Genomic DNA, 24437 nt, shown 5'->3' with positions numbered 1-24437 from the left:
GAGGTGGGCGCGGGCGGCGGTGCGGCCGTCGTTGTACTGCACGTCGTAGAAGCCGTCTTCGTCCGCCTCCCACACCTCGATCCGGGCGCCGGGCAGGGGATTCCCCTCGGTGTCCGTCACCGTTCCTTCCACCCAGCAGGGCTCACCCGCGGCGCCGCCGGCGATGTCCCCGCCGATCTGGATCTGCGGGGCATCCGCCACAAAGAAAGGTCCGAACACGGTGGCCTCGGTGGCGTCGCCGTAGGCCTCGTTGTTCACGGCAATGGTCTGCATCGAGACGCCGAGAACATCGGAAAGCAGCACAAACTCCTGACGGGTTTCGGTGGTGATTTGGCCGACGCGGGTGAGGAAGTCGATTCCTTTGGTCCATTCCGCCTCGGTGAGGCGGACGTCCCTGACGAAGGAATGCAGGTGGCGGACCAGCGAACCCATCACTTCACGGTCGCGTTTGCTGCCGCCGGTAAAGGAACGGACCACCTCGTGCACGAGGCTTTCCTCCCGGGCGAATTGGGAGCCGGCCCCGGAGTCGGTTGCTACTTCGCTAAGAGTCACTTTGTTCCTCCGTTCTGGACGGCGCCGGCCGCTGCCAGTGCGGCGGACCGGGTGGTGGGTTCTGTTCCGGCCAGGGCTGCGCGAAGAAGGCCTCCGATGTTTTCCCCTGTGGCTGCGGCAGGGTTCGACGCCGGCACCACCTTGAGGATCCGCTCCACGGCTTCGGGGATATCTGCTTCGGTGAAGCCGTAGTCGCGCAGTGCGGTGGGTGCCCCCAGGGTGCCCCGGAGGCTGTTCAGGAGCGCCAGGGCATCCTCGGCGGGTTCAGCGCCGGGCTCCTGGGCGGGGGCACTGGCCAGTCCCGCGCGGAGTGCCCCGGCGAGCCGTGCTGCCGCGTCCGGAGCTGCGGGCCCATTGAAGGCCACCACGTAGGGGAGGACGGTTGCGTGCGTCTCCGCATGGGGCAGGTTGAAGGTTCCGCCCAGGACGTGGCAGATCTTGTGGTGCAGTCCGGAACCCGCCGAGGCGAAGGACACGGCGGCAAGGTATGCCCCGTACAGGGCGGTCTCCCGGCCGGTCAGGTCCGACGGGTCCGCGGCGATGCGCGGAAGCCCGTCGGCGAGGGCTCGGATTCCTTCGGCAGCCAGCGCCTGGTTGATGGGATCGGCGCGCGGTGCCCACAGGGAATCAACGCAGTGCGCCAAGGCGTTCAGGCCAGAAGCGACCGAAAGGGAAACCGGCAGACTGAGCGTCAGCTCGGCGTCGTACACCACCGCGGCGGGCAGCACGCGGTCATCAACGCCTGTTGTTTTGGTCGCGTTTTCCGTCAGGCCCCACACGTTGGTCGCTTCGGACCCGGCGTAGGTGGTGGGCACGGCGACGATGGGGATGCCGGTGGTCAGCGCCACTGCCTTCGCCAGGCCAGTGGTGGAACCGCCGCCAACGCAGACGATCAGGTCGATCCCGGCATCGGACGCTGCCTTCCGGGCCTTGTCCGCGGTTTCCGCCGGGACATGCTGGACAACATCCGTGTGCCAGAGGCCCACGTCGGCGAGGGTCAGGGCAGCCTCGGCGAAGGGCCGCTCGAATTCGGAGGTGATGCACATGATGTTGCGCGCACCGAGGCGTGCGGCCTCCTGGGCGACGTGCTCGGCAGCCCGGCCTGCTCCGAAGAGTACGCGCTGGCCCAGGGTGATGTGTTCGAACTTCATAATGTCCTTTTTCTGTAGTGCGTCGGCGAAGGGTCCGTTTAGTGCGTGGCAGCCAGGGGAAGGCTCTCCTGCTGGGCGGGGGACTCGGCGGCTTTCCGTGCCTGGGCCAGGGCCGCGAGACGGAGCAGGCAGACCAGCGACACAACCAGGGTTGCCGCGACGAACATGGGAACGGAGTGGAAGTTTCCGGTGGTGTGCACCAGCCAGACGGCGATCATCGGCGTGAACCCGGAGCCGACGACGTTGGCCAGTTGGTAGCCCAGCGACATCCCGGTGAAGCGGACCTCGGCCGGGAACGCATCCGCGAACAGGGCGGGCTGGAGGCCGTAGCAGATGGTGTAGAGCCAACCGAAACCGAGGGCGTACGCCAGGCCCACCAGCCAGGGCTGGGCACTGGCCACGGCAGCGAACATCAGGAAGATGGAGGCCGCGGCAGCCAGGGAGCCAACGATGATCAGGGTGCGCCGGCCATGCCGGTCGGACAGGTGGCCGGAGAGCAGGATCATGGGGATCTGGATGGCAAAGGCGACCATGGTGAAGGAGAGCATGGTCGAGGCGGGGATGCCCATCACGCTTTGGCTGTAGCCCACCAGATAGGTCATGACGATCACGGAGAAGGCGCCGAAGCCCAGGAAGCCGCCGGCCACCAGGAGCACGGCCCTCAGGTTGTTCTTCAGGACTGCCGCGATGGGCACCTTGACCTGCCGGCCCTCGGCCTTGGTGGCCTGGAACTCGGGGGATTCAGCGATCTTGAGCCGGATAAACATGCCCACGATGACCAGCACGAAGCTGAAGAGGAACGGAAGACGCCAGCCCCATGCGAGCAGGTCCTCCTTAGGCAGCAGCGTGACCAGCAGGAAGGCGGCGTTGCCGAGCAGAGCACCTGTGGCCGGGCCCACTTGGGGGATCGCTGCAAAGAGCCCGCGGCGGTTCTCCGGTGCGTATTCGAAGGCCATCAGGATGGCGCCGCCCCACTCGCCGCCGAAGGCGATGCCTTGGAGGAAGCGCAGGCACGTGAGCATCACTGCCGCCCACATGCCCACTTGGTCGAATGTGGGAAGTACACCGATGGCCAGGGTGGCGAATCCCATGAGGAGCAAGGTGATGACGAGCATCGGCTTACGGCCCACCTTGTCACCGAAGTGCCCGAACACGATTGCGCCCAGCGGGCGTGAGATATAGCCGACGGCGAGGGTGCCAAAGGTGGCCAGGGTGGCTACGAAGGGGTCGCTCTGGGGAAAGAACAGTTGCGGGAACACCAGCGCTGCCGCAAGGCCGTAGATCGAAAAGTCGTAGTATTCGATCGCGTTGCCGGCGAGGCTGGCGGCGGCGACCCGGCGCAGGGCATTCCGCGGCGCCGGGGTTTTCTGAGTCGGGAGCGACATTGCTTCCTCCGTGATGACAGTGGTCTGAGGGATGAACCCCGGCTGCTCAATGTGCAGCAGGTCACTGTGATCGTAAGAGGGAGGATGCATACAAAACAACTAAGTCATAACAGTCTCATATACCATTTATATATGGGTCTGAGCGCGTTCAGGGCTGCATGCTTATGAACAGACATCTTGGCTACCTGGGACTTGTAGAGGCTGTTACGAGCCCGACCTATCCACTGGACACGTTTGAGCGTACAACGATGTCATGGGTGCCTTGGCTGCTTGGCGGCGGACGCGTTTTTCTCTGCCCGGTGCCGTAGCTTTCTCCGCGGCTTTGGTTATCGCTGTGAGCGGTTGCGTGGGGGCCCCTCCCGCGCCGGCTCCGCCGAGCGTCTTCGCGATCCAGGCAGCGACGGATTCTCTGGAACGCAGGGTCCAGCACTTCATGGAGGGCGGGGCGACGTCCCTTGTTGTGCAGGTGAGATGGCCGGGCGGCGAATGGTCCAAGGCCTACGGGGTGCGAAACCTGGACAGCAAGGACCCGGCCCGGCCCCAGGACAGGGTATCCGTTGCCAGCATTACGAAGTCGATGGTCGCCGTCTCCGTCTTGAAACTCGTCGACGAGGGACTTATCGGGCTCGATGACCCGGTGAACGGTGTCCTGGAGAGCTTCCGAACCACGCTGCGGCCGCCCGGACCGATCACCGTCCGCCAGTTGCTGAACCATAACTCCGGCATGCCCGATTTCGGCGACTCGGAATACGCGGCGGGACCACTGAAGCAGGTTGCGAACACGCGGTTCAGCATGCAACGTGGACTCGAACTGGCCGCCACTCTCCCTTGGGAGTCCAAGAACGTGGACCGCTTTTCTTACTCGAACTCCAACTACCTGGCTCTCGGCCAGCTGATCGAAAAACTGCGCGGACGGCCCGTCGCCGACGTGCTCAAAGAAGACATCTTCGCGCCCCTGGGACTTCAGCACACGTCGCTGGCCGAACCGGACCGCCAGGCTCCGGACAACATCCACGCCTACGTCATTGAGGGCGGCGAACGGGTCGATCTCACCCAGCCCGAGGCTTTTGTCGGCTCCCCCGCAGGCGGCGTCATCTCCACCGCCCAGGACCTAAACACCTTCTACCGGGCCCTCCTCCGCGGCCAGCTCCTCTCCCCCGCCATGCTTGAGGAAATGAAGAAGAAGACCGAATTCTGGGAATACGGACTCGGTCTGGAGCGGTATCCTGACGCATGTTCCGGCGGCGTCCGCTACGGCCATACAGGGCACATATTCGGCTACACGAGTATTTCCATCACGAGCGCCGACGGCGGCAGCCAGATCACGATGACCATGGCACTGCGGCCGCTGGCCTGGCAGGACCCCGCATCCGCGCGCCGCATCGACCTGCTCCAGACGCAGATGCAACAGGCTGCCCAGGAAACCCTCGACCGCCTCTGCCAGTAAACAGAATGGGGAGCCGGGCCCGAGTGGAGCCCCTACCGTTGTGAACGGGCGACCGTGGCCGGGGACCGCCTGGCACGCGGGCTTATCCCATCCCAGCAATGCCAGCCCAAGCGCCACTCGCGCCGGTTCCGCCACCGCCACGGTCGTCGTCCTTACCGCAACGCCTGCAGCGCTTGTAGCGGCCGCCATCCTCGGTGGACTCCAGGTGCCAATCATGGCGCATGTTCAACTTACACAACAAGGTCCTGAGCATGACGCTCTCCGATCTGAGGCACGATCCACGCAAACCGCGATCCCTACCCAGCCAACGCCATTTTAAGCCCGCCCCCTTGTCGCCGCCAGTGAAACCCGTCCGTAGCAGATGCTCTCCAACCACCCGATCAGGCGGTGGCCATCGGGTTCCGCTGTTCAGGGCGGGCAGGTACTCCGGACTGCGACCGGTGCCTTTCCTGGCCGCGGGCTTTGCCGTATGGGGGGAGATGGTGCCTATGTCGCAGCAGAGAACCTGTCAGCCCGAAGTCCTGTTCTGGTTCCGGGCCTGACGTCGGGACTGGGTGTTCTGTCCTGGTTCAGCGGGGGAGTGCGGCGTCCCTGCGTGGACGGCGGTGAGGGATGAGGCGGGCCACGGGCGCCATCCCTCGTGAAGCCTGCAGCTGAGGGCGGCAGCGAGGGCGCGGCAGCCAAGGAGTGATGTGGCCGATGGCCCTTCAGCCAGTTGGGCTCAGCTGCTGAGTGCCCGTGCGGTCCGATGGCCGGCAGCGGGGTAGACGCCCAGGATACGCACCTCGGTGGTGAAGAAATCCAGCTCCTCAAGGGCCAGCCGCAGCGGCAGGTCCTCGGGGTGCCCCTCAACGTCCACCATGAACATGGTGGCGGCGAACTCGTCACCCACCATGTAGCTCTCCAGCCGCGTCATGTTCACACCGTTCGTGGCGAACCCGCCCAGCGCCTTGTAGAGCGCCGATGGGACGTTCCGGACGCGGAACACAAAGCTGGTCACTGCCGGCCCGGCCAACTCATCCCGGGTGGGGAGGTTCTTTTCCCGGGCCAGGACCACAAAGCGGGTGGTGTTGGAGGGGTCGTCCTCAACGCGCGATGCCAGCACCTCCAGACCGTAGATCTGGGCCGCCAACGGGGGAGCGAGGGACAGTTTGGCGGGGTCGTTCCATTCCCGGACCTCCCGGGCGGAGCCGGCGGTGTCGCCGGCGATGACGGGCCGGAGCCCGGCGTCGCGGATCAGCCGGCGGCACTGTCCAAGGGCGTGGATGTGACTGTGGACCTCGGTGGCACCTTCGATGGTGCTGCCCGGGATACCCAAGAGGTCGAAGTGTATGGGCAGGAAGAACTCGCCCACGATCTGCAGGTGCGACTGCGGAAGCAGAATATGGATGTCCGCCACGCGGCCGGCAATCGAATTCTCGATCGGGATCATGGCCAGCTCGGCCTCCCCGCTGGAAACCAGCTCGAAAGCGTCCTCGAAGCTGGCGCAGGGAACGCTTTCGAACTCGGGGAACATCTGTTGACACGCGATATTGGAGTTGGCGCCGGGTTCACCCTGGTACGCAATCTTCTGGGCCATGGTCCGTATGGTTTCACCTCAGGGGCCAGCTCACCCAACTGGATACCCTCTGTGTCCCTTCGGGACGTCCGTCCGGGGCTGAAAATCAGCTGGTGTAGGGGACCTTCTTCCAGTCGAGCACGTTGCCGGTGGCGTCACTGTTCGCTGCCACGGTGAACTTCACATAGTTGGTGGCGTTGGCGGATCCGTCGACGGTGATGCGCTGCAGGTCATCGGCGGCGGTGTCCTGGCCGTAGACCCGCAGCCAGGGTGAGCCGTCGCCCAGGGGCTGGTCCTCGGCGAAGATGTGGCTGTCGCCGTTGACCAGGTAGACCGGGGCGTCGAAATTGTTGGCTTCTTTGACCAAAACGTCGATGATTTCGCGGAAGCCGGACAGGATTTTCGGGTCGGCCGTGGCGGCGGCCAGCAGTGAGGGGTCGAACATGTCGGCCTGGGTCATGATCACCACGGCCCGGTCGTTGCGCAGGGTGGCGTCGGTGAAGGTTGCGTGCAGTTGGTCGATGGTGGCGTCGATGCGGTGTCTGACTTCGGCCCGCTGTTCCGGCGTGGTTTCGGTCCGGCCCAGTCCGGTCCAGGGCTGCAGCGAGTTGTTGCTGCCCTGGATGTTCAGGACGGAGAAGGCCACGCGGTTGTGGGTGAAGCGGACGTTCTCGGGCAGGCCGAGGGCGTTCTGGGACTTGACCGGCATGGTCGCGCCGAGCGTCTTTCCGGGCGACGGGAAAAAGACTTCACGCACCTTGTCCAGGCGCTCCAGGGGGTTGTAACTGCCGTTGTTTTCCCGGTGGCAGTCCACCCACTCGTTGTCGCCCGGGGTGTAGACGAGGGGAAGTTCGAAGGTGTCGAAGGCGGCACGGATCCGGGCGAAGTACTCATCGGTGCAGGCCGAGGAGCCGTTCTTGATGTCGCCGACGTGGGCCACGAAGTCGAGGTCCCGGTCGGCGTTGAGATCGCCGATCCGGGACGGGAACAGCTCGGCTTCCTGCTGGCCGTAGGGGATGTCTCCGATCACGCCGAAGCTGAAGGATTCCTGCGCGGCCTGCTCGGCCGGGACAGGGGCCGCGTTGGCCGGGGCGAGTGTAGTGGTGGCCGTCAGCACGGCAAGGCCTGCGGCGGCAAGGATACGTAATGACATGGACTGACTCCTGCGTTCTGGGGGCGGGACTATTTTCAGGCTGCACGACGTGGGCGTCCCGGGGCCGGTGACCGCCAAGGTGAATCCGGATTGGATGTCAACGAAGAGCACTTGGCCGCCGGCGCCGAGCGGACGCCTGCTTCGCAGACTATGGACGCGACCTTCCCGGCCCCGGACTCCTTGGCGTCCCCGCGGTGACGCGGAGATGAACAATCAGCAGGCCGCTGATCCGTCTACGGAACCGAAGCAACCCGGACTCGGCTGTTGCAGCCGCAAATGGTCGTTGAGATCCTCGGCCGTGGCCGCCGTGGCCGCCGTGGCCGCCGTGTCTGTCGCTCATGACCGTGCCAACGCGGCGCGGTCCCGTTCTTCTGCGAGGTCCTGTTCAAGTTCCTTGATATAGGTCAGGCATGCAGGGTGGGCCGGTAGATGAGCTCTTGGATGTTGCCGTCGAGCGTCCGGCTCTCGATCAGCTCGAGGTCGAAGTCGGCCGCACCCTGGAAGATCGGTTCCAGTCCGGTCTGGCCGGTGATCACAGGGAAGAGCGTCACCTGGACGCGGTCGACCAGACCGGCGGCCATCAGCGCCCGGTTCATCGACAGGCTGCCGTGCGAGCGCAGCGGCACCGAGGACTCCTCCTTGAGCCGGGCGACGACGTCGACGGCGTCACCGCTCACGACGGTTGCGTTCGGCCAGTTGAGCGGTCCTTCGAGTGTGGTCGACACCACTGTTGCCGGCAGGCTTCTCATCCGGGTGACCCATGGGTCACGCACCTCGGACTCCTCGGTGCTCGAGGCCAGCATCCGCGCGAACGCCCGGTACGTGTTGGCGCCGAAGACCATCCGCTGCTCCGCGGCGTACTAGGCCCGGCGGCGCTCGAGCAGCTCGGGGCCCTGTTTGCCCCAGTAGCCGGTCCAGTTGCCGCTGGCGGCGCCGAAGCCGTCGAGGCTGGAAAAGACGTCGAAGGTGTAGGTAGCGGTCATGATGCTCTCCTCGGGTGCGGTTGACCGGGTGTGTAGATACCGACTGGATACCACGGCGAATCGCATCGCCGTTGGACTCCTGGAGTCCAGGAAAACTCATCTTCCACATCGTCCTCGTCGACCACAGACTCCGCCGCGAGTAGGCGCCGTGCGCGCCGGGATCGCTCAGGGGGAGCCAAACAGTCGCTGGAGGGGGACAACTCAGGTTAAATGGTCGAAGTCTCCTCGCGCCCAAGCAGCGTGCCGTTGGGCGGAATCGCGCAGAACGGCCTTGGCTCCGGATGCGATGACGTTGTTGAAGTTGCCGTAGATCCGGTCGAACTTGAGCTCTCCCAGCTGGGCCGCGATTCGCAACGCCACCGCGCCGGATAGCGGCAAGCGATTCGGGTAGCTGCGCATAAAGGCTATTGAGCGACGGTCTGGATTCGGAAACACGCTGTCTCCGGTCAGCAGAACTCCTCTGCCGCCCGCTCCTGCGGACCAGTGCACCACCGCGCTGCCCGGGAAGTGCCCCCCGGTCTGGTGCAGTGTCAACCCTTCCGCGATAGCTTGACAGCCGGACCAATATTCGATGATCGGATCGGTGCGACCCAGCCATCGCCGGTCTGCGTCCGCCACAAGTACGGGGACACCACCGAGCCGCTGCGACCATTCGACCTGCACACCAAACATGTGTGGATGGCTAGCGGCGATGGCCAGGACCGGGCCCCGCTCGAGGACTGCCTGCACAGCGCCGTCATCGACATATCCGACCGGATCCCACAGCAGCGAACCCTCGTGAGTCACCACAAGCTGAGCGGTCTGGCCGATCCCGACTTTTGGCTCCGTCGTGATCCCGATCAGTCCCGGCTCGTTCTCCTTCGACACTGTCTGCTGGCCCTCCTGCGCCAGCCCGTCCAGTGTGAGCCACTTTTGTCCGTCCTCGGGCACATACTGCCGCTCATCGGCGCAGATCGGGCAGACCCCCGGGGTAGGTTCGTCGCGTTCGACGGCGCAAGTTGCGCAGATCAGCATGGTCGGTCCCTTCTAAGCCCCCTTGTGTCCTGCTTTCCCGGCCTTCTTCACCTTCGGACGCAGGCTGGCGTGCCCAGACTATGGCACGCGAAAGTGTTCTAGGAAGAGAGATCCTTGCGGTATCAATTGAGTTGGCGGGCCGCCGTTCTCGCTGGCCGGGCGGACAGGCGTGCGTGAAGCCGGCGGGCCGGGTTATCAGCGCCCGGACGTCTTCGCGGCTTTGATGGCGGCCTTGGCTGCCTGCTTGCTGGCGCGCACTTTTCTCAGCGACTCCGGGTCCACGATGTCGGCGACAGAAAGAAATGCGCTCTCCTGGCCATAGGAGTCGGCAGCCTCACGCCAGCCTGGTGCCTGGAGTGCGCACTGCTTGCCGAGCAGTGCGAGGAAGATCTTTGCCTTTTGCTCGCCGAAGCCGGGCAATCCCTTCAACCTGCGCAGCACTTCCTGGCCGTCAGGATTGTCCTGCTTCCAGATGGCAGTTGCGTCGCCATTCCAATCGCGCACTACGGTTGCGGCGAGGTCCTGGACGCGGCTGGCCATGGAGCTAGGGAAGCGGTGGATGGACGGACGCTCTTTGAAGACCTCAACGAAGCCTGCCGGGTCATATTCGGCGATTGCGGCAGGGGCCATGGACCCGATGCGCGTCTGGATCTTTTCCGGTCCGGCGAACGCAGACTCCATGGTCACCTGCTGGTCAAGCAGCATGCCGATGAGGAGTGCGAACGCGTCATTGCTGAGCAGTTGGTCGGCTGCGGGGTCGCCAGTGATGTGCAGTTCCATGCGCCCATCCTCCCACCTGCTCCGAGCCGCGTCATGGCACCTCCAGGGGTTGACGACGGCGGGGAACCGCGCAGGAACCGCATCCTCGGAGCGTGCGTCTCGCGCTCAGATGCCGTCGGGCGGAACGCGTTCCCCCCGTTCACCCCGGAAAACCGCGTGGTCGGTGGTTCGCATCCGTACCGCCACGACGATTCCCGAGGCCGCCGTCAGGGCGGCGACGACGGCGACGGCTGCAGGGATGCCGTAGGCGTCGGCGACGCAGCCGGAGAGCACGGCGCCGACGGCGAACCCGCCGTCGCGCCACAGCCGGTATATGCCGACGGACCTGGCCCGCCATGCGGGGTGGGCGACGTCGCCGATCGCGGCTAGCAGCGTGGGGTAGACCATGGCAGTGCCGGCACCGAGCAGGACTACAGCGGCCAGCCAGATTCCGAAGTCGTTTCCGAATGCGACCATGGCCAGCGCTGCTGCCTGGACGAGCATGCCACCTGCGATCAGGGGCTTTCGCCCGATCCGGTCCGAGAGGGCGCCGGTGATCAGTTGGCCCGCGCCCCAGACGGCGGGATACACGGCCGCGAGGATGCCGATGCGTTCTATGCTGAGCCCGCCGGCGGCGAAGAGGACGGGGAACAATCCCCAGGCCAGGCCGTCGTTGAGGTTGTTCACCATGCCGGCCTGACTGACGGAGGACAGTGATTTGTCACGGAAGCTTGTCAGCGTAAAGACGTCACGGTTGCTCAGCCCGGCATGGCTTCCGGCGTGGACCGGGACGTGGACGGCGGCTTCGGCTTTGGCATGGTGGTGTGTCTCGCGGATGGTCAGGACGGACAGCCCGAGGCCGACGGCGATGAAGGCGGCGCCGAGCAGGAACGGCCCTGGACGCAGTCCGTAGGCGGAGGCGATATAGCCGGTGGCCAGGGCAGTGCCGGCGACGCCGAGGTAACCGGCTGCTTCGTTCAGGCCCATCGCCAGGCCCCGGCGTTCGGGGCCAACGAGATCCATCTTCATCATGACCGTGGTGGACCAAGTCAGGCCTTGGCTGATGCCCAGGACGACATTGGCCGCCACGATCCAGCCCCAGGAAGGCCCGAAGATCAACAGGAGGGGGACGGGGAGGGCGATGAGCCACCCCGCCACCAGGACCGGCCTGCGTCCATAGCGGTCCGAGAGGGTGCCGGCGAAGTAGTTGGTGGCGGCTTTGGCCAGCCCGAACGCCAGAATGTAGGTCAGCGCGGAGGCGTACAGGTCCAGGTGGAAGACCTTTTCCGCGAGCAGCGGCAGGACGGTCCGTTCCTGGCCCAAGGCGCCGCCGACGAGGGCGTTGACCGCAACGAGGAGGATGAACTGGGCCAGGTTCTGCCGCAGGCCCAGCGTGATGCCATCCTGCCGTCCTGGATGCTGTGGTGAAGCGGTGATGCGGGACGTCATGAACGCGCTCCAGTTGCCGGGGTGGCAGCGTGGGCGGCGGCCGGGTGTCCCGTGCCGCCGCCCATGCCGTCCATCAATATTTTCGGATGCTGCCTGAAGTCAGTTGCTGGAGACGGACTGCCGTGACAGCTGCCAGGCCGTCCAGCCTGCGTAGCTGCCGTCGAGCTCGACGATGTCGTAGCCGGCGCGGCGCAGGGCGCTGGCCGCGACGGAGTTCCGGACCCCGCTCTGGCAGTAGGTCACGATGGTGCCCTCGGTGGGGAGCTCGTCCAGGTGCCACATGAGGCGGCCGCCGCTGAGCTGGCGGGATCCCGGGATGTGCCCGGCGGCGTGCTCGGTGCGGTTGCGGACATCAAGCACCAGGGCCGCATCGAAATCAGCGAGGTCCGCGGGCTGGATCAGCTTCGGAGTGGTCGTGGGCAGACCGTCGAGGCTGGTGACGTAGCCGGCGATGTTGTCGATGCCGACGCGGATCAGGTGGTCCCTCACCTCCTGCGCGGCGTCCTGGTCCGGGGCCAGGAGTACCAAGGGGTTCTTGTCGGTTTCGGGGTTCACCACCCAGGCGCCATAGCTGGCCACAGACTTGCCGGCGGGAACGTTCAGGGAGCCGCTGACGGTGCCTTCGTGGACTTCGGTGTTGGAGCGGGTGTCGATGAAGGTCACCCTGTCCCCGGCGAGGCCCTTGGCGACGGCGGCGGTGTCCAGTTCCGGCAGGGGAGCGCGTTCGCCCATGACGGGCGGGCCTTCGCGGTTTACGCGCTTCATCCGGCCGAAGTAGGCGTGGGCGTCAGGCTGACCGTCGAGGAGCTCGTCGACGAAGCCCTGCTCGTCATTGGCGGCCAGATAAGGTCCCCACCACGCGTAAAGGCGCTCATAACCGACGGTGGAGGAGGGGATGGCGCCGAGGGCCTTGCCGCAGGCGCTGCCCGCACCATGGGCAGGGTGGACCTGGACGTAGTCCGGCAGGGTCAGGAACTTGTCCCGCAGGCTGGCGAAGAGCTGCCTGGCGCCTTCGAAGCGGGTGTCCACGCCGCCGGCTGCCTCGTCGAGCAGGTCCGGACGTCCAAGGTCACCCGAGAAGACGAAGTCGCCGGAGAGCAGGTAGCCGGGCTGGTCGCTGAACGCACCGTCGGTGACCAGGAAGGACAGATGTTCGGGGGTGTGGCCCGGAGTGTGGAGGGCCTGGATGGTGATGTTGCCCAGCGTGATCTTGTCGCCGTCGTAGAGCCGTCCGCCGTCGAATTCGTACTGCCAGTCCGGGCCGCCTTCACCTGAGACGTAGATCTTGGCGCCGGTGGCGGCGGCCAGTTCGCGGGTGCCGGAGAGGTAGTCGGCGTGGATGTGGGTCTCTGTGACGGCCACGATCTTCATGCCGTTCTTCCGGGCCAGCTCCTGGTACACCGCGATGTCGCGGCGGCCGTCCACAACAACGGCCTCACCCTTTGCCTGGCAGCCGATCAGGTAGCTCGCCTGGGCGAGGTCTTCATCGTAAATGCGTTCGATAAGCATTGGTGCTCTCCTTCGTAAGGGGGGTGGAGGGGAAATGGTGGCAGTGCTCTTGCTTCATGGCTGGATACCACCGGGGTATCCACTACCGCGTGTGCGCCCGCGGCCCACAGCCATGGTTTTCCTTGTCTGTCAGGCGGTGGCGGTGCTTGCCGTGACCCAGGCCGCGACGGCGAAGATGAGAACGGCAAACGACAGGCGGACGTGTTTGTCTTTCAGCCGGCGGGCGAAGCGGGCTGCGAAGAGTGAGCCGAGGACCGCCGGGACTGCGAAGGCCAGAATGGTGGGCCATTCGATGGTGAAGCCGGCGGCGTGGGCGCCGAAGCCTGCGGCGGAATTGATCACGATAATGGCCAGGGACGAGCCCACGGCTTGTTTCGTGCGCAGTCCGAGGAACAGGGTGAGGGCCGGGGTGATGAGGAATCCGCCGCCCACGCCCAGCAGCCCGGTCAGGAAGCCCACCAGGAGCCCGACTCCCACGGCTTTGGGGGCGCAGGTGCGGAAGGCCCTGGTGGGCCCGGTGCTGCACGAGCCCTCGGATTCGGTGGTGCTGGTCAGCATGCGGATTCCGGCGATCACCATGATCGCCGCAAAGGCGAGCATCAGGATGTTCGGGTCCAAAAGGCGGCCCACCGCCGTTCCGCCCCAGGCCGCGGGCATGCCGGCGGCGCCGACGAGCAGCACCACGGGCCAGTTAATGCCCTCGCGCAGCCGCGGGAGCAGGGCCGCCAGTGACGAGACACCGACCACCAGCAGGGACGTGGGAATGGCCTGCGCGGGGCTCAGTCCCACTCCGTACACCAGGGCTGGGACAGCGATGATGGACCCACCGCCGCCCACGACGCCGAGCACGATCCCGACGAGCAGCCCCAGTGCCAGGGCCGGGATCATGCCGCGGGGGTCAGCCGCGCCGCGGCCAGGGGCAGCTGCAGGATCGCGGTTTCGCGGGTGGGCTCCTTGGCGGCCTTGTTCCACGGCATTGCCGACAGAGCCTGGCCCATGGCGCAGGTATTGGTGGCGGCCGAGAAGGTCAGGCCCGCGCCGATTGTGCCGGCGAGCATGCGGATCTTGGGCGAGATGAATTTTCCTCCGGCCAGTCCCAGGACCACGAGCGAGCCCGCGGCGAGGCGGACCTGGCGTTCCAGATCCCAGCGGTTCTTCCCGCGGACGACGTCGCCGCCGGCCGCGGCGAATGCCGGCACCCCTCCGCTGAGGACGTACGCCGTGTCGATTCCGGCTCCGCCGAGGCGCTGGCGCGCCTGCTCGGCGCGCGCGCCGGACTGGCAAACCAGGACCACCCTGCTGCCCAGCCGGGCGGCGAGTTCCTGGGTGTGCTCGGACAGCAGGGGCAGGGGGACGTTGTAGGAGCCGCGGATGTGAACGGACTCGAACTCTGCGGCGGAGCGTACATCGATGACGAGGAGGTCGTGGTGCTCGGCGATCCAGCTGCTCAGGATTTCCGGAGCCAGCGCCGTTACCGCCGGTGTTGCTGCGGGCGAAGGGGGTGTCATGGGTGTCCTTTCGAGACAAGCGGGAAAGCAGGGTGAATACCCCACCGAGTATTGCAGATACCCCCAGGGGTATGCAAAACACCCCCGGGGGTATAGGATTGGGTGCATCACCCTGTGGCTTGGAGACTCCCGTGCAACTCGATTCAACCGAACTGACCCCCGTAGTGAACCGGCTCAAGCGCGCCCAGGGCCAGCTCGCGGCCGTGACCCGCATGCTGGAGGAGGGCCGCGACTGCAAGGACATCGTCACCCAGCTCGCGGCCGTCTCGAAGGCACTCGACCGGGCGGGCTTCGCAATCATCGCCAGCGGCCTGGAGCAGTGCATCGTCAGGAAAGACGGAAGCATGGACACGAAGGACCTGGAAAAGCTCTTCCTCTCGCTCGCATAGGTCGCGTCGGGTCCCTGAACGCGACCCGGCGCGGGGGAGCCGTGGGCTATGACCTCACTCCGCCAATGATCGGGTCACCGGACCGCGACTCGCGAGACTGCACATGACCATCCGGGCACAGGTTGGCTCCTGGCGTGGCATGGCCAGCATCCTGTGGTGTCAGGACGCAGGGCGCCCCGGCCACTTTTTGCCTGCCCATGGGTTGTAGTCAGCGATGAGCTCCTGCTGTGGCGGCCGCTCATTTTCGGGGACATGCTGCAGGTTCACCCGCACCCGGTACCAGAGGGAACTCGATCCGCGCATTCCGTCGACGAGTATGTCGGCGGGATGCAGGGCCGGGACGAGGTCCGCATGCCGGGTTTTCCATTCGTCGAGCGCCGCGAGCGCCTCGGGCTTGGTCTTGGTGCGTGCCACCTCGATAAGCGGCATCAGCGACTGCCGGCGGCCCACGCCGTCGCCGGCGCGCGGCGGTTTTTCTGCGGGGCCGAGCTCGGCAGCCAAAGTGATGAGTTTGTCGAGTGTCCCGGCCGCGTCGTCGATGCCGGAGTGGGGGTCGCCCATCACTGCGAAGCGCTCAAGCACCGTGGGCACCGTGAATTGTTCCGGCCGGGTGGAGGTCACCTCGTCCCACGTGAGCGGAGTCGAGACTCGGGCGTCGGGCAGGGGCCGGATCGAGTACGCCGATGCCACGGTGCGGTCCTTGGCGTTCTGATTGAAGTCGACGAACACACTCTCGCCGCGCTCCTCCTTCCACCACCGCGCGGTGGCGAGGCCCGGAGCTCGGTTCTCGACCTCGCGGGCGAGGGTCTCGGCGGCGAGCCGCACGTCGCGGTACGACCACTGGGGCGCGATGCGCACGAGGATGTGGAGTCCCCGCGAACCGCTCGTCTTCGGCCACCCCACCAGTCCGACGTCGTCGAGAACCTCCCGTGCGACATACGCGACATCAACGATCTGCTGCCAGTCGACCCCCGGCATCGGGTCGAGGTCGACCCGGAGTTCGTCGGGGTGCTCGAGGTCCTCGGCACGCACGGGGTGCGGGTTGAGGTCCAGGCATCCAAGATTCACCACCCACGCCAAGCCCGCAGCATCCCGGATGACGGCCTCTTCGGCTGACCTCCCGGACGCGTAGTGCAGCGTCGTCGTGTAGATGAAGTCGGGGTGCTTTTCAGGCACGCGCTTCTGGAAGAACGGCTCAGCGCCGATCCCCCTCGGGAAGCGTTTGAGCACCATGGGTCGTCCGCCGGCGCCCCGCAGCGCACCATCCGCGACGGCGAGGTAGTAGCGAACCAAGTCGAGCTTGGTCAGCCCGGGCTCGGGGAACACCATCTTGTCCGGACTCGAGATGCGAACCTCGTTACCGGCAATGTTGAGGATCTCGGCGGGGGTCTTCGACGAGTTCATTCCGCCACGCTAGCAATGATCAGATGTCCCAGCCAGATCCTGGAGCAATGGCCCTCTGAACACATCCTGAACAGTTCCAGGGCACTCGGGCGTCCGGGGGGCGCGTACCCCGGGAATGCCAGGGAGGCAGGGAGCAGTCAGCTCCTACGGGGTGAGCTGCACGCTGCCTTGGGGTGGTGGCCGCGGGCGTTAGGCGCGGGAGGCGTGTGAGGTGCTGTTGCGAACGACGAGGCGCGGGGTCAGCACGTCGGTACGTGGCGGGAGGGAGCGGTCGGCGATGCGGGCGAGGAGAAACTCCGCGGCGCGGATGCCTACGTCGCGGCTGACGGGGTCGACTGTGGTGAGGGAGAGGTGCCGTATCCCGGCGAGATAGGTGTTGTCGTATCCAACGAGTGAAAGTTGTGAAGGAACGCTGATGCCGTGATCGTCGGCGGCCGAGAGCGCACCGACGGCAAGGATGTCGTTGGCGGCGAAGACCGCCGTGGGCGTCCGGCCGCCGTCGATAAGGCGGCGCATTGCCACAAAGCCGGAGTGTTCGCTCATGTCCGTGGGCTCCACCCGGATGTTGTCCTGCAGGCCGTGGCGGGTCATCGTGTCCCGGTAGGAGTCGGCCCGCACCCTAGCGGATCCGGTGGGGGCGGTGAGGAAGGCAATGTCTTTGTGGCCGAGGCCAATGAGGTGTTCGACGGCCATGCGGGCGCCGGCGGCGTCGTCGTTGGTGACACGGTCCGCTGCCGGCAGGTCGAAGGCGCGGGTGCCGGCGACGACGGCTGGGGTATGCAGTGTGGCACGGGTGAGATCTTCATCGGCGTTGAGATCCCCGGCGATGACGAGTCCGTCGACGCGCATTTCCATGAACGCGGACACCGGGCTTTCCCCAGGGCGGGCCAGATATTGGGAGTCGCCGAGGACCATCCTCAGCTTTTGCTCCCGGAAGATGCTCTGCATGCCGTCGAGCAGCTCCACGAACCACGGATTGGCAAGGTCATCCAGCAGCACTCCGACTGTTCGCGTGCGTCCGCTGGCAAGTGAGCGGGCCGCGTTGCTTGGCCGGTAGTCGAGTGCAGCCATGGCGATGGCGACGGCTTCTCTTTTTTGTTGACTTACCTTTGGCGAACCCTGGAGCACCAGGGACACCAGTGCCCGCGATACGCCGGCTTCCCGCGCCACATCCTCAATGGTGGCGCGCCTGGCCGCTCCATGTTGATTTAATGCATTCCCCGACAAGTGGCCTCCTGCCAGCTAGCGTATCGCGGGAAGGGCAACGGCTCCCGGCCGCCGCCCCCATGGGTGCGGGAACCGGCACCGCTGCTGCTGGGCCGCCGCGGCCGAGGACCGCGGCGGCCATGTGCCAGCCGGACCGGTGGGCTTACAGCGCTACGGCCTTCTCGCCGGGCGCCGCGGGGGGCGCGATGATCGGTATGCCTCCGGTGCGGAAGTGCACCTCCAACTCTTCCAGCGATTGTCCCTTTGTCTCCGGGACAAATTTCGCCACAAAGATCAGGGACAGGATGTTCACCAGCACGAACACGGTGAACGTGCCGGTTGAGCCCAGGGCGACGACCAGGATCGGGAACAGGAAAGAGATCGCCGCGTTCACGGTCCAGAGTGCGAACACCGCAATGCCCATGGCGAAGCCGCGGATTGCCAGCGGGAAAATTTCGGAAAGCAATAGCCACACGCAGGTTCCGATGAAGCACTGCACGAAGGCCACGAACAGCATCATCGCCACCAGGATGGTGTAACTGACAAGGTCCGACTGGGGGAGCGTGAAAACGACGGCGAGCAGTGCCTGCGAAGCCACGACGCCGGAGAAGCCAATAACCAGCATGCGGCGACGCCCGATGAAGCCCAGCAGCCAGATGCCCAGGACGGTCATCAGCACCGACGTCACACCGACCGCGATGGTAGCTACGAGCGATGCGCTCACGCCGAGACCGCTGCGCTCGAGGATGGTGGGTGCGTAGTAGTTCACGGTATTGATGCCCGTTGCCTGCTGGGCCACGGCGAGCCCGATGCCAACCCAGAGGAGCCGACGCATCCAGGGATTGTTCTTCAGATCGCGCCAGGCACTGGAGCGCTCATTGCGGGCCATATTCGCGGACTCGACGATTTCCTTGTACTCGAAATCGGCTTCCTCCGGGCTGCGGCTGAGGTCGAGGATGCGCCGGCTGTCGTCGAACCTGTCACGGATAGCGAACCAGCGCGGCGATTCGGGCAGGACGAGCATTCCGATCAGGAGTGCAATGGCGGGGATGGAGGCAACGCCAAGCATGATGCGCCAGACCTCCGTGTCGTGGATGACGGCGTCGAGGAGGGCGTTGATGGCAAAAGCGAGCATCTGGCCGGTCACGATCATCAATTCATTGATCGTGACCATGCGTCCGCGCAGATGCGCCGGCGCCATTTCTGCAAGGTAGAGGGGGCACGTTACGGCGGCGGCACCGACTCCTAGGCCGAGGACGACGCGGGCCACCACCATGAATCCCACAGTCGGCGCGATGGCGCAGCCTATCGCTCCGAGAAGGAAAAGCAGCGCGCAGACAAGCAGCGTGCCGCGCCGTCCGAGCTTATCGGCGAGCCGGCCACCGCTTAGCGCTCCGACCGCGGCACCGGGAAACAGCAGTGCGCTGACGACAGTGGCCTCTTCTACGGGGCTCATGCTCAGGGAGTCCTGCATGTAGAGCAGCGCACCGGATATGACACCGGTGTCGTAGCCGAACAGGAGTCCGCCAAGTGTGGAGATGACAGTGAGACGCGCGAGATATCCGCGATGTTTTGAGCCCGATGCGGGCGAGCTTGCTGTGTGCAACGACATTGTTGACTTCCTCGATTCGGCCGACCTGAATGGCGGACTTTGAATTTGGAGAGCGTTCCCGGAGTGTGCTGGATCACGTGAACTCAACGTTAGAGCGCTCTAACGCAACCGTCAATAGTTTGTGCTGACATTCGATCAAAGTAGGAATAGGCGCGCCGCGATGGACGTCCCTGGTGCACGTGCAGGGCGAAGTGGCACGGCGCCGCGTGGGGAAGCGATGCCTGCGATGCAGCAGTTTCCTGGAACTTCGGGCGCCGCGGGGCTTGTCTGACGTGAATCGGACTTGTTATTATGTCAGGACAAAGTAGGCGAAGGAGACTACGCCTTTCGTGAAAATCGATATCGACACTAAGGCGGATCTAACATGACCGGTAACCGCTCGCTGCCAGCGTCCCGGGTTCCGGACCCCCGCGACGCGCCTCCGCTGCGCTGGGGGATCATGGGGCCGGGCTGGATTGCGGAACGCTTCACGGAATCCGTCCAGGCGCACACCTCGCAGGTGATTGCCGCGATCGGATCCCGCTCGCTGGACCGCTCCGAAATATTTGCCGGACGGCACAGCATCCCTGCAGCCTTTGGCAGCTATGAGGAGCTGGCGGCCGCCGACGTCGACATCATCTATGTGGCCACGCCGCACAATTTCCACTACCAGGCTGCCCTCGTCGCGCTCGACGCCGGCAAGCATGTCCTGATCGAGAAGCCGATCGGCATCAACCGCGAACAGGCGGCAGGCATCGCCAGCCGGGCAGCCGCGGCCGGCCTCTTCGCCGCCGAAGCCATGTGGACATTCTTCCTGCCCAAGTTCGACGTCATCCGGCAAGTGCTCGACACCGGAATTCTCGGGGACCTCACGACGGTCTTCGCTGAATACGGTGAGTATTTCGACCGCAGCCACCGGATTTTCGACCCGGCCCTGGCCGGCGGGCCTCTGCTGGATCTGGGAACCTATCCGCTTTCGCTCATCACGTCCATCCTCGGCGAACCGGACCGTCTCCTGGCGCTCGGTGAACCGCACGAATCCGGAGTCAATGCCCAGCTTTCAGCGGTGATGTCCTTTGCCGGCGGACGCCAGGCCGTGATGAACACGCAGCTGCACAATTTCACGCCGACGTCGGCCACCATCGTGGGCACGGAGGCTTCACTGACCATTGACGGTCCCTTCAACATGCCAGGCAACTTCAGCGTCCGCTTTCCGGACGGAACCCGGCTGGCTTATGAGGAGCCGGCCGGAGCGCACTTTGAGGGCCTGCACTACGAGGCCGCCGCCGTCGCCCGTGCCATTGTGGCAGGGCAGCTGGAAGTCCCGCAGCGGCCGCTGGCCGAATCCATCCGAACCATGGCAGTCGCCGATGCCATCAGGAACCAGCTCGGAATCGTTTTCCCCGGCGAACGGCCACGGGATCCATGAACCCGCGTGCAAGAGGCTGTTTCGAGGCTAACGCAGACGGCGAGGGGCTCCCGTGGAGGCTTCTGCAGCAGTCGTAAGATTCCCTGGCCAGGTAACTCAAGCCGGACCGGCCCAACTCCGATACCCCGGCAAGCTTCACTTCCGCGCCGCCGCCTCCCTCGTCGACGGCATGCTTCGCTGTTGACTATTGACGAGCGGCGATGCCGTCGATGTCGATCAGGAGATGCGAGGGACCGCGGAGGAACGGGCTCGGCCGGTATGGGGGAGGATAGGAGACCAGCCGCGGGTTCTCGAGCCGGGTGGCGAAAGCGGTGAGGGCGATCTGGGCTTCGAGCCGGGCCAGGGGTGCGCCGAAGCAGAGGTGGATGCCGCCGCCGAAGCCGAGGTGTTGGTTGTTGCGCCGGTCCGGGATGAAGAGGTCGGGGTCGGTGACATGGGCGGGGTCACGGTTCCCTGAGGCCAGGACCAATGTGAGGCTGGCGCCGGCGGGGATGGTGGTGCCGGCGATGTCGATGTCGTCAAGGGCTGTGCGGAAGGGGACGAAATGGACGGGCGGCTCGTAGCGGAGCAATTCCTCGACCATCGGGATGGCAAGGTCAGGATCGTTGCGTAGCCGTTGGAGTTCGGCCGGGTGGCGGAGCAACGTCAGTGCGCCGTTGGCGATGAGGTTCACGGTGGTTTCATGTCCGGCGATGAGCAGAAGAAGCCCGGTGCTCACCAGTTGTTCGTCCGGCATGCGGCCTTCCGGGCCGTCATCGGCGGCCATCGCCGAGAGCAGGTCCGGGCCCGGTGTCCGCCGGTGGGCTTCGACCAGTTCCTCCATGAATGCGCGCAGTTCTTTGCCAGCCTCGGCCCTCTTTTCTTGCTGTGTTTCGGGATCGAGTCCGGGATCCGTGGATTGCAGGGCTACGTCCACCCAGACCCGGAAGCGCTGTTCGTCGCCCGGTGGCACCCCAAGCAATTCGCAGATCACCGTGACGGGCAGCGGATACGCCAGATCATCGACGACGTCGATCCGGGAGTGGGCCGTCATGTTGTCGGCCAAGGCGGTGACAATTTCCGCCATCCTCGCCTCCATCCCGGCGACCCTGCCCGGCGTCGTAGGCGGTCCGAAGTGGCGCATGGTGATCCGTCGAAACTTGTCGTGATCAGGAGGATCCATGCTGAGGAAAGTCGGAGACATGCCCGGACCTTCCCCGTCGTCCCCGGCAGTGGCGCCCGCAGCAGCGGCAGCCGGGTTGCGGTTGATGTCGGAACTGACCCTCGGGTCGTGCAGCAGGGCGGCGATCTCCGCGTAGGTGCTTACGAGGTAGCTTCCGTCCGGAAGCCGCGTCACGGGGGTCCTGCGGAGCTCGTCGTAAAACGGGTAGGGGTTAGCCCGGTTGGAGAAGTCGAGGATTCGCTCCCAGATGCTGGCCTGGGTCATGGTGAAGGCTCCTTCGATCGGGGGGCGGTGCCTGTGGGTCTCCGTGAAGGCGTTTCACCGGCCGCGGTGTTGGTCAGTCTGGCGCGGCGTTCATTGGGATCGTGGCCGGTCACAACGACCGTCGCGTCCTGGGTGGGGCTGACCGCGGGCTTGAACCCGGCCGGCAAGGGCCGGGCTTGGTCTGACTCATCGATGTGGTGGAACGCCGGCGGGAAGGGTGCGGCCTGCTCGATCAGCGGCTCGTAGAAGTCGAGCCACTTGTTCTGGTTGAAGGCGACCGCCGCCACGATGCGGCCCTTGTAGCCATAGACGGCCAGGAATCGCCGCGTGTCCACCGATCCTTGGACGATGGCTACCTCATCGGCGACCGAGGGTACCCCGACGCTCTTTATTTCGGTGCCGAACTGGACTGACCAGAATTTCGGCACCTCCAAGTGGGGCCACCGTTCGGTCTCGCCGCTGACCATGTTGTGTGCCGCGACCTCGGCCTGGGAGATGGCGTTCCCCCAGTGCTCGACGGCAAGGTATTGATAGCCGTACATCGGCTGCGGGGCGCGCGCTATGTCGCCGGCGACAAACACGTCATCGGTGACCAACCCGTTTGCGTCGAACGCTCGGCAGCCGGCGTCGCAGGCGACGCCCCATACGCCGCACGCCAGGCCGGAATCTGCGAGCCATTCGACATTGCGGACGGAGCCCAGCGCGGCGACCGCCACATCCACCTCAAGCGTTGTGCCGTCGGACAGAATGGCCCGGCGCAGCTGTCCGCTGGCATCACCCTCAAGGGCCAGGACGCGGACGCCGCACCGCAGGTCCACGCCATTCTCGAGCTGCAGTTCCCCGGCGACTGCGCCGATCACCGCGCCAAGGGCAGCGACGAGCGGAGCCGGGCCAGCTTCTGCCACCGTGACCGTCAGGCCGAGTTCCCGGCACACGGACGCGACCTCGCAACCGATGAACCCGGCGCCGATGACCAGCACCCGACGCGGACGCCCCGCGAGGTGCTGTCGCAGGGTTGCGGCGTCCTCCCGGGTGCGCAATGTCATCACTCCTGCGAGGGCCGCCTCGACAGGGTTAGGCCATGGGCGTGCCCGCAGGCCGGTGGCGATCAACAGCTTGTCGAATCCGATTCGATCGCCGTCGGCAAGGTGGAGCTGCTTCGCAGCCAGATCCAGCCCGGTCGCCGCCATGCCCAGCCGCCAAGTGGCGCGGATGTCCCGGCGGCGTGGCAGGGAAGTGTCTTCCAAGGGTGCCGACCCGGCCAAGACCTGTTTGGACAGCGGGGGCCGGTCGTAGGGCTCGTGCGGCTCTTCGCCGACCAGAGTCAGCGATCCGGTGAACCCTTCCTCGCGCAACCGCTCCGCCGCGCGCAGCCCCGCCATCGATGCCCCCACGATGACGATCCGTCCAGTCCTCTTAAAAGTTCTCCCGCTGTCTTCGACCGGAGTAGCCGTCGCCGGTCGTGGGGCCGGGTGCAGCGACGTGTCCTGCCCGTCCGGCTGTTCAAGCCGGATGGCCTGAACCGGACACGCAGCGGCGGCCCGCCGAAGCCTCGTGAGATGCGCCCCGTCAGGGTGCGGGTTGTAGGTCAGTGCCTCGTCCCCCTGAATCGTGAAGACGTCCGGGGCGAGGAAGGCGCACTGGGCGTAGCCCTGGCATTTAGTGAGATCGACGAGGATCCTCATGCCGCACTTCTCCCTTTTAGCGCGCTTGCGTCGGCCGTCCGCCAACCAGTCGGCGCCTCTTCCGATCCAACCGGGCGGCCCCGGGCCTGTCAAAACTTCCGCTCCCCAAAGCTGGGCAGCGGAACGGAGCCTGCACTCGATTCGATTTCAAGAGTGTAGGCCCCGTGGGCACGCGGCGGAAGAGGCCTGCGACCGGACAGGGCGGGGCAGGGTCTGCGGCTGAATCCGGTCGCGAACGTTCCGACGTCAAGGCGATCGTTGACCAGTCGGCAGATCGTCAGGTGCCCGGGCAGCCCGGTTTCGCGCTCAAGGTAGCGGGGCGACTATTCCTGCGCCGTGATTCTGGACTCGTTGGCTGCTGACGAGGAATAGCCGGCGCTGCAGAGGTCTTGTCTAGATTGGGGCGTCGATGAACGGCTGCCTCGTGAAAGGACCTCCTTGCCCACTCCCTTTATCCCGTTCACCATGCGCGCTACCGTCCGCGAAGACCACAGGCGTTCCTTCCGCACGGATATAGAACGTCTTACAGGCGGCCACCGCGGGTGGGCGCCGCTGGACGTCGTCAAGTCCACCGACACCCAGGCGGTGCTGTGCGGAGCGATCGCGCAAAGCGTGCACACCGCCACCGACGCGAGCCTTGCCCGCTACCTCCAGGACCGCTTTGTCGCCGATAACGACATCTATCTGGATCTCACTGTCAGCATCGGGCGCTAACAGACGCCCAGGCAAGCCCCGGACCATGCTGGTCCGGGCTTTTCCATGCGACCAGCGGCCGCCCTTTATCGGTCGATCAACCGGCCAGGGACTATATCTTCTGGTCGAGGACGTCGATGGATTTC

20 protein-coding genes and 1 pseudogene are annotated in these 24437 nt (G+C 65.6%); 4 read left to right on the top strand and 17 right to left on the bottom strand.

Annotation, left to right across the window (positions count from 1 at the left end):
* The 3 genes from LQV16_RS06450 to LQV16_RS06440 all read right to left on the bottom strand — a co-directional run.
* The coding region (locus LQV16_RS06450; protein WP_290369342.1) for a dioxygenase at positions 1-552 on the bottom strand (552 nt) is incomplete at its 3' end.
* Positions 549-1703 (bottom strand): maleylacetate reductase, encoded by a 1155-nt coding sequence (locus LQV16_RS06445; RefSeq protein ID WP_229993081.1) that lies wholly within the window; start codon positions 1701-1703, stop codon positions 549-551. The genes LQV16_RS06450 and LQV16_RS06445, both read right to left, overlap by 4 nt.
* Positions 1704-1741: 38 nt before the next feature.
* Positions 1742-3088, bottom strand: coding sequence for an MFS transporter (locus LQV16_RS06440; RefSeq protein WP_229993080.1), 1347 nt, complete (start codon positions 3086-3088; stop codon positions 1742-1744).
* A gap of 334 nt (positions 3089-3422) precedes the next feature.
* On the opposite strand from LQV16_RS06440, the gene LQV16_RS06435 reads away from it, so the two are divergent.
* A complete protein-coding gene (locus LQV16_RS06435) occupies positions 3423-4535 on the top strand; it encodes a serine hydrolase domain-containing protein (protein ID WP_229993079.1) in 1113 nt (370 codons plus the stop codon).
* A 721-nt stretch (positions 4536-5256) separates the two neighbouring features.
* On the opposite strand, the gene LQV16_RS06430 is transcribed toward LQV16_RS06435, so the two are convergent.
* From LQV16_RS06430 to LQV16_RS06390, 9 genes and pseudogenes are all read right to left on the bottom strand, one after another.
* Positions 5257-6114 carry a prephenate dehydratase gene (locus LQV16_RS06430; protein WP_229993078.1) on the bottom strand — a complete coding sequence of 286 codons (858 nt, stop codon included), beginning with the start codon at positions 6112-6114 and terminating at the stop codon, positions 5257-5259.
* Between the two features lie 85 nt (positions 6115-6199).
* The gene (locus tag LQV16_RS06425; protein WP_229993077.1) at positions 6200-7246 is read right to left on the bottom strand and encodes a hypothetical protein; all 1047 of its coding nucleotides are present in this window, start codon (positions 7244-7246) and stop codon (positions 6200-6202) included.
* A 404-nt stretch (positions 7247-7650) separates the two neighbouring features.
* A pseudogene (locus LQV16_RS06420) lies at positions 7651-8229 on the bottom strand (dihydrofolate reductase family protein).
* A 201-nt stretch (positions 8230-8430) separates the two neighbouring features.
* Positions 8431-9243, bottom strand: a complete 813-nt coding sequence (locus LQV16_RS06415) for an MBL fold metallo-hydrolase (RefSeq protein WP_229993076.1) — start codon at positions 9241-9243, stop codon at positions 8431-8433.
* Positions 9244-9438: 195 nt separating this feature from the next.
* Positions 9439-10023, bottom strand: coding sequence for an HhH-GPD-type base excision DNA repair protein (locus LQV16_RS06410; RefSeq protein WP_229993075.1), 585 nt, complete (start codon positions 10021-10023; stop codon positions 9439-9441).
* A gap of 105 nt (positions 10024-10128) precedes the next feature.
* Complete coding sequence (locus LQV16_RS06405) at positions 10129-11451, bottom strand: MFS transporter (protein ID WP_229993074.1); 1323 nt, start codon at positions 11449-11451, stop codon at positions 10129-10131.
* A 99-nt stretch (positions 11452-11550) separates the two neighbouring features.
* Positions 11551-12960, bottom strand: a complete 1410-nt coding sequence (locus LQV16_RS06400) for an MBL fold metallo-hydrolase (protein ID WP_229993073.1) — start codon at positions 12958-12960, stop codon at positions 11551-11553.
* 129 nt (positions 12961-13089) lie between these two features.
* Complete coding sequence (locus tag LQV16_RS06395; protein ID WP_229993072.1) at positions 13090-13848, bottom strand: sulfite exporter TauE/SafE family protein; 759 nt, start codon at positions 13846-13848, stop codon at positions 13090-13092.
* Positions 13845-14468 carry a rhodanese-like domain-containing protein gene (locus tag LQV16_RS06390; protein ID WP_229993071.1) on the bottom strand — a complete coding sequence of 208 codons (624 nt, stop codon included), beginning with the start codon at positions 14466-14468 and terminating at the stop codon, positions 13845-13847. Before LQV16_RS06390 ends, LQV16_RS06395 begins: the two co-directional genes overlap by 4 nt.
* 131 nt (positions 14469-14599) lie before the next feature.
* Between LQV16_RS06390 and LQV16_RS06385 the strand changes: the two genes are divergently transcribed.
* Positions 14600-14857 (top strand): metal-sensitive transcriptional regulator, encoded by a 258-nt coding sequence (locus tag LQV16_RS06385; protein ID WP_229993070.1) that lies wholly within the window; start codon positions 14600-14602, stop codon positions 14855-14857.
* Positions 14858-15016: 159 nt separating this feature from the next.
* On the opposite strand, the gene ligD is transcribed toward LQV16_RS06385, so the two are convergent.
* The 3 genes from ligD to LQV16_RS06370 form a co-directional block, all read right to left on the bottom strand.
* Entirely contained in the window at positions 15017-16261 is a 1245-nt protein-coding gene (gene ligD, locus LQV16_RS06380; protein ID WP_229993069.1) for a non-homologous end-joining DNA ligase, read from the bottom strand.
* A 189-nt stretch (positions 16262-16450) separates the two neighbouring features.
* Positions 16451-17431 (bottom strand): LacI family DNA-binding transcriptional regulator, encoded by a 981-nt coding sequence (locus LQV16_RS06375; protein WP_290369341.1) that lies wholly within the window; start codon positions 17429-17431, stop codon positions 16451-16453.
* 199 nt (positions 17432-17630) lie between these two features.
* Entirely contained in the window at positions 17631-19079 is a 1449-nt protein-coding gene (locus LQV16_RS06370; protein WP_229993067.1) for a sugar porter family MFS transporter, read from the bottom strand.
* A 364-nt stretch (positions 19080-19443) separates the two neighbouring features.
* On the opposite strand from LQV16_RS06370, the gene LQV16_RS06365 reads away from it, so the two are divergent.
* The gene (locus tag LQV16_RS06365) at positions 19444-20487 is read left to right on the top strand and encodes a Gfo/Idh/MocA family oxidoreductase (protein ID WP_229993066.1); all 1044 of its coding nucleotides are present in this window, start codon (positions 19444-19446) and stop codon (positions 20485-20487) included.
* A 184-nt stretch (positions 20488-20671) separates the two neighbouring features.
* On the opposite strand, the gene LQV16_RS06360 is transcribed toward LQV16_RS06365, so the two are convergent.
* Together LQV16_RS06360 and LQV16_RS06355 are read right to left on the bottom strand one after the other, a co-directional pair.
* Positions 20672-21913: a cytochrome P450 gene (locus LQV16_RS06360; protein ID WP_229993065.1), complete on the bottom strand. Its 1242-nt coding sequence runs from the start codon at positions 21911-21913 to the stop codon at positions 20672-20674.
* Positions 21910-23598 carry an FAD-dependent oxidoreductase gene (locus tag LQV16_RS06355; RefSeq protein ID WP_229993064.1) on the bottom strand — a complete coding sequence of 563 codons (1689 nt, stop codon included), beginning with the start codon at positions 23596-23598 and terminating at the stop codon, positions 21910-21912. Before LQV16_RS06355 ends, LQV16_RS06360 begins: the two co-directional genes overlap by 4 nt.
* Positions 23599-24036: 438 nt before the next feature.
* On the opposite strand from LQV16_RS06355, the gene LQV16_RS06350 reads away from it, so the two are divergent.
* On the top strand, positions 24037-24312 hold the full coding sequence (locus LQV16_RS06350) for a hypothetical protein (protein WP_229993063.1): 276 nt from the start codon (positions 24037-24039) through the stop codon (positions 24310-24312).
* The last annotated feature ends 125 nt before the right edge of the window (positions 24313-24437 follow it).

Source organism: Arthrobacter sp. Bi26 (genome assembly GCF_918697925.1).
Lineage (GTDB): Bacteria > Actinomycetota > Actinomycetes > Actinomycetales > Micrococcaceae > Arthrobacter.
The sequence above is the reverse complement of the archived record's forward strand: the minus strand, read 5'-3'. Positions and strand labels throughout refer to the sequence as shown.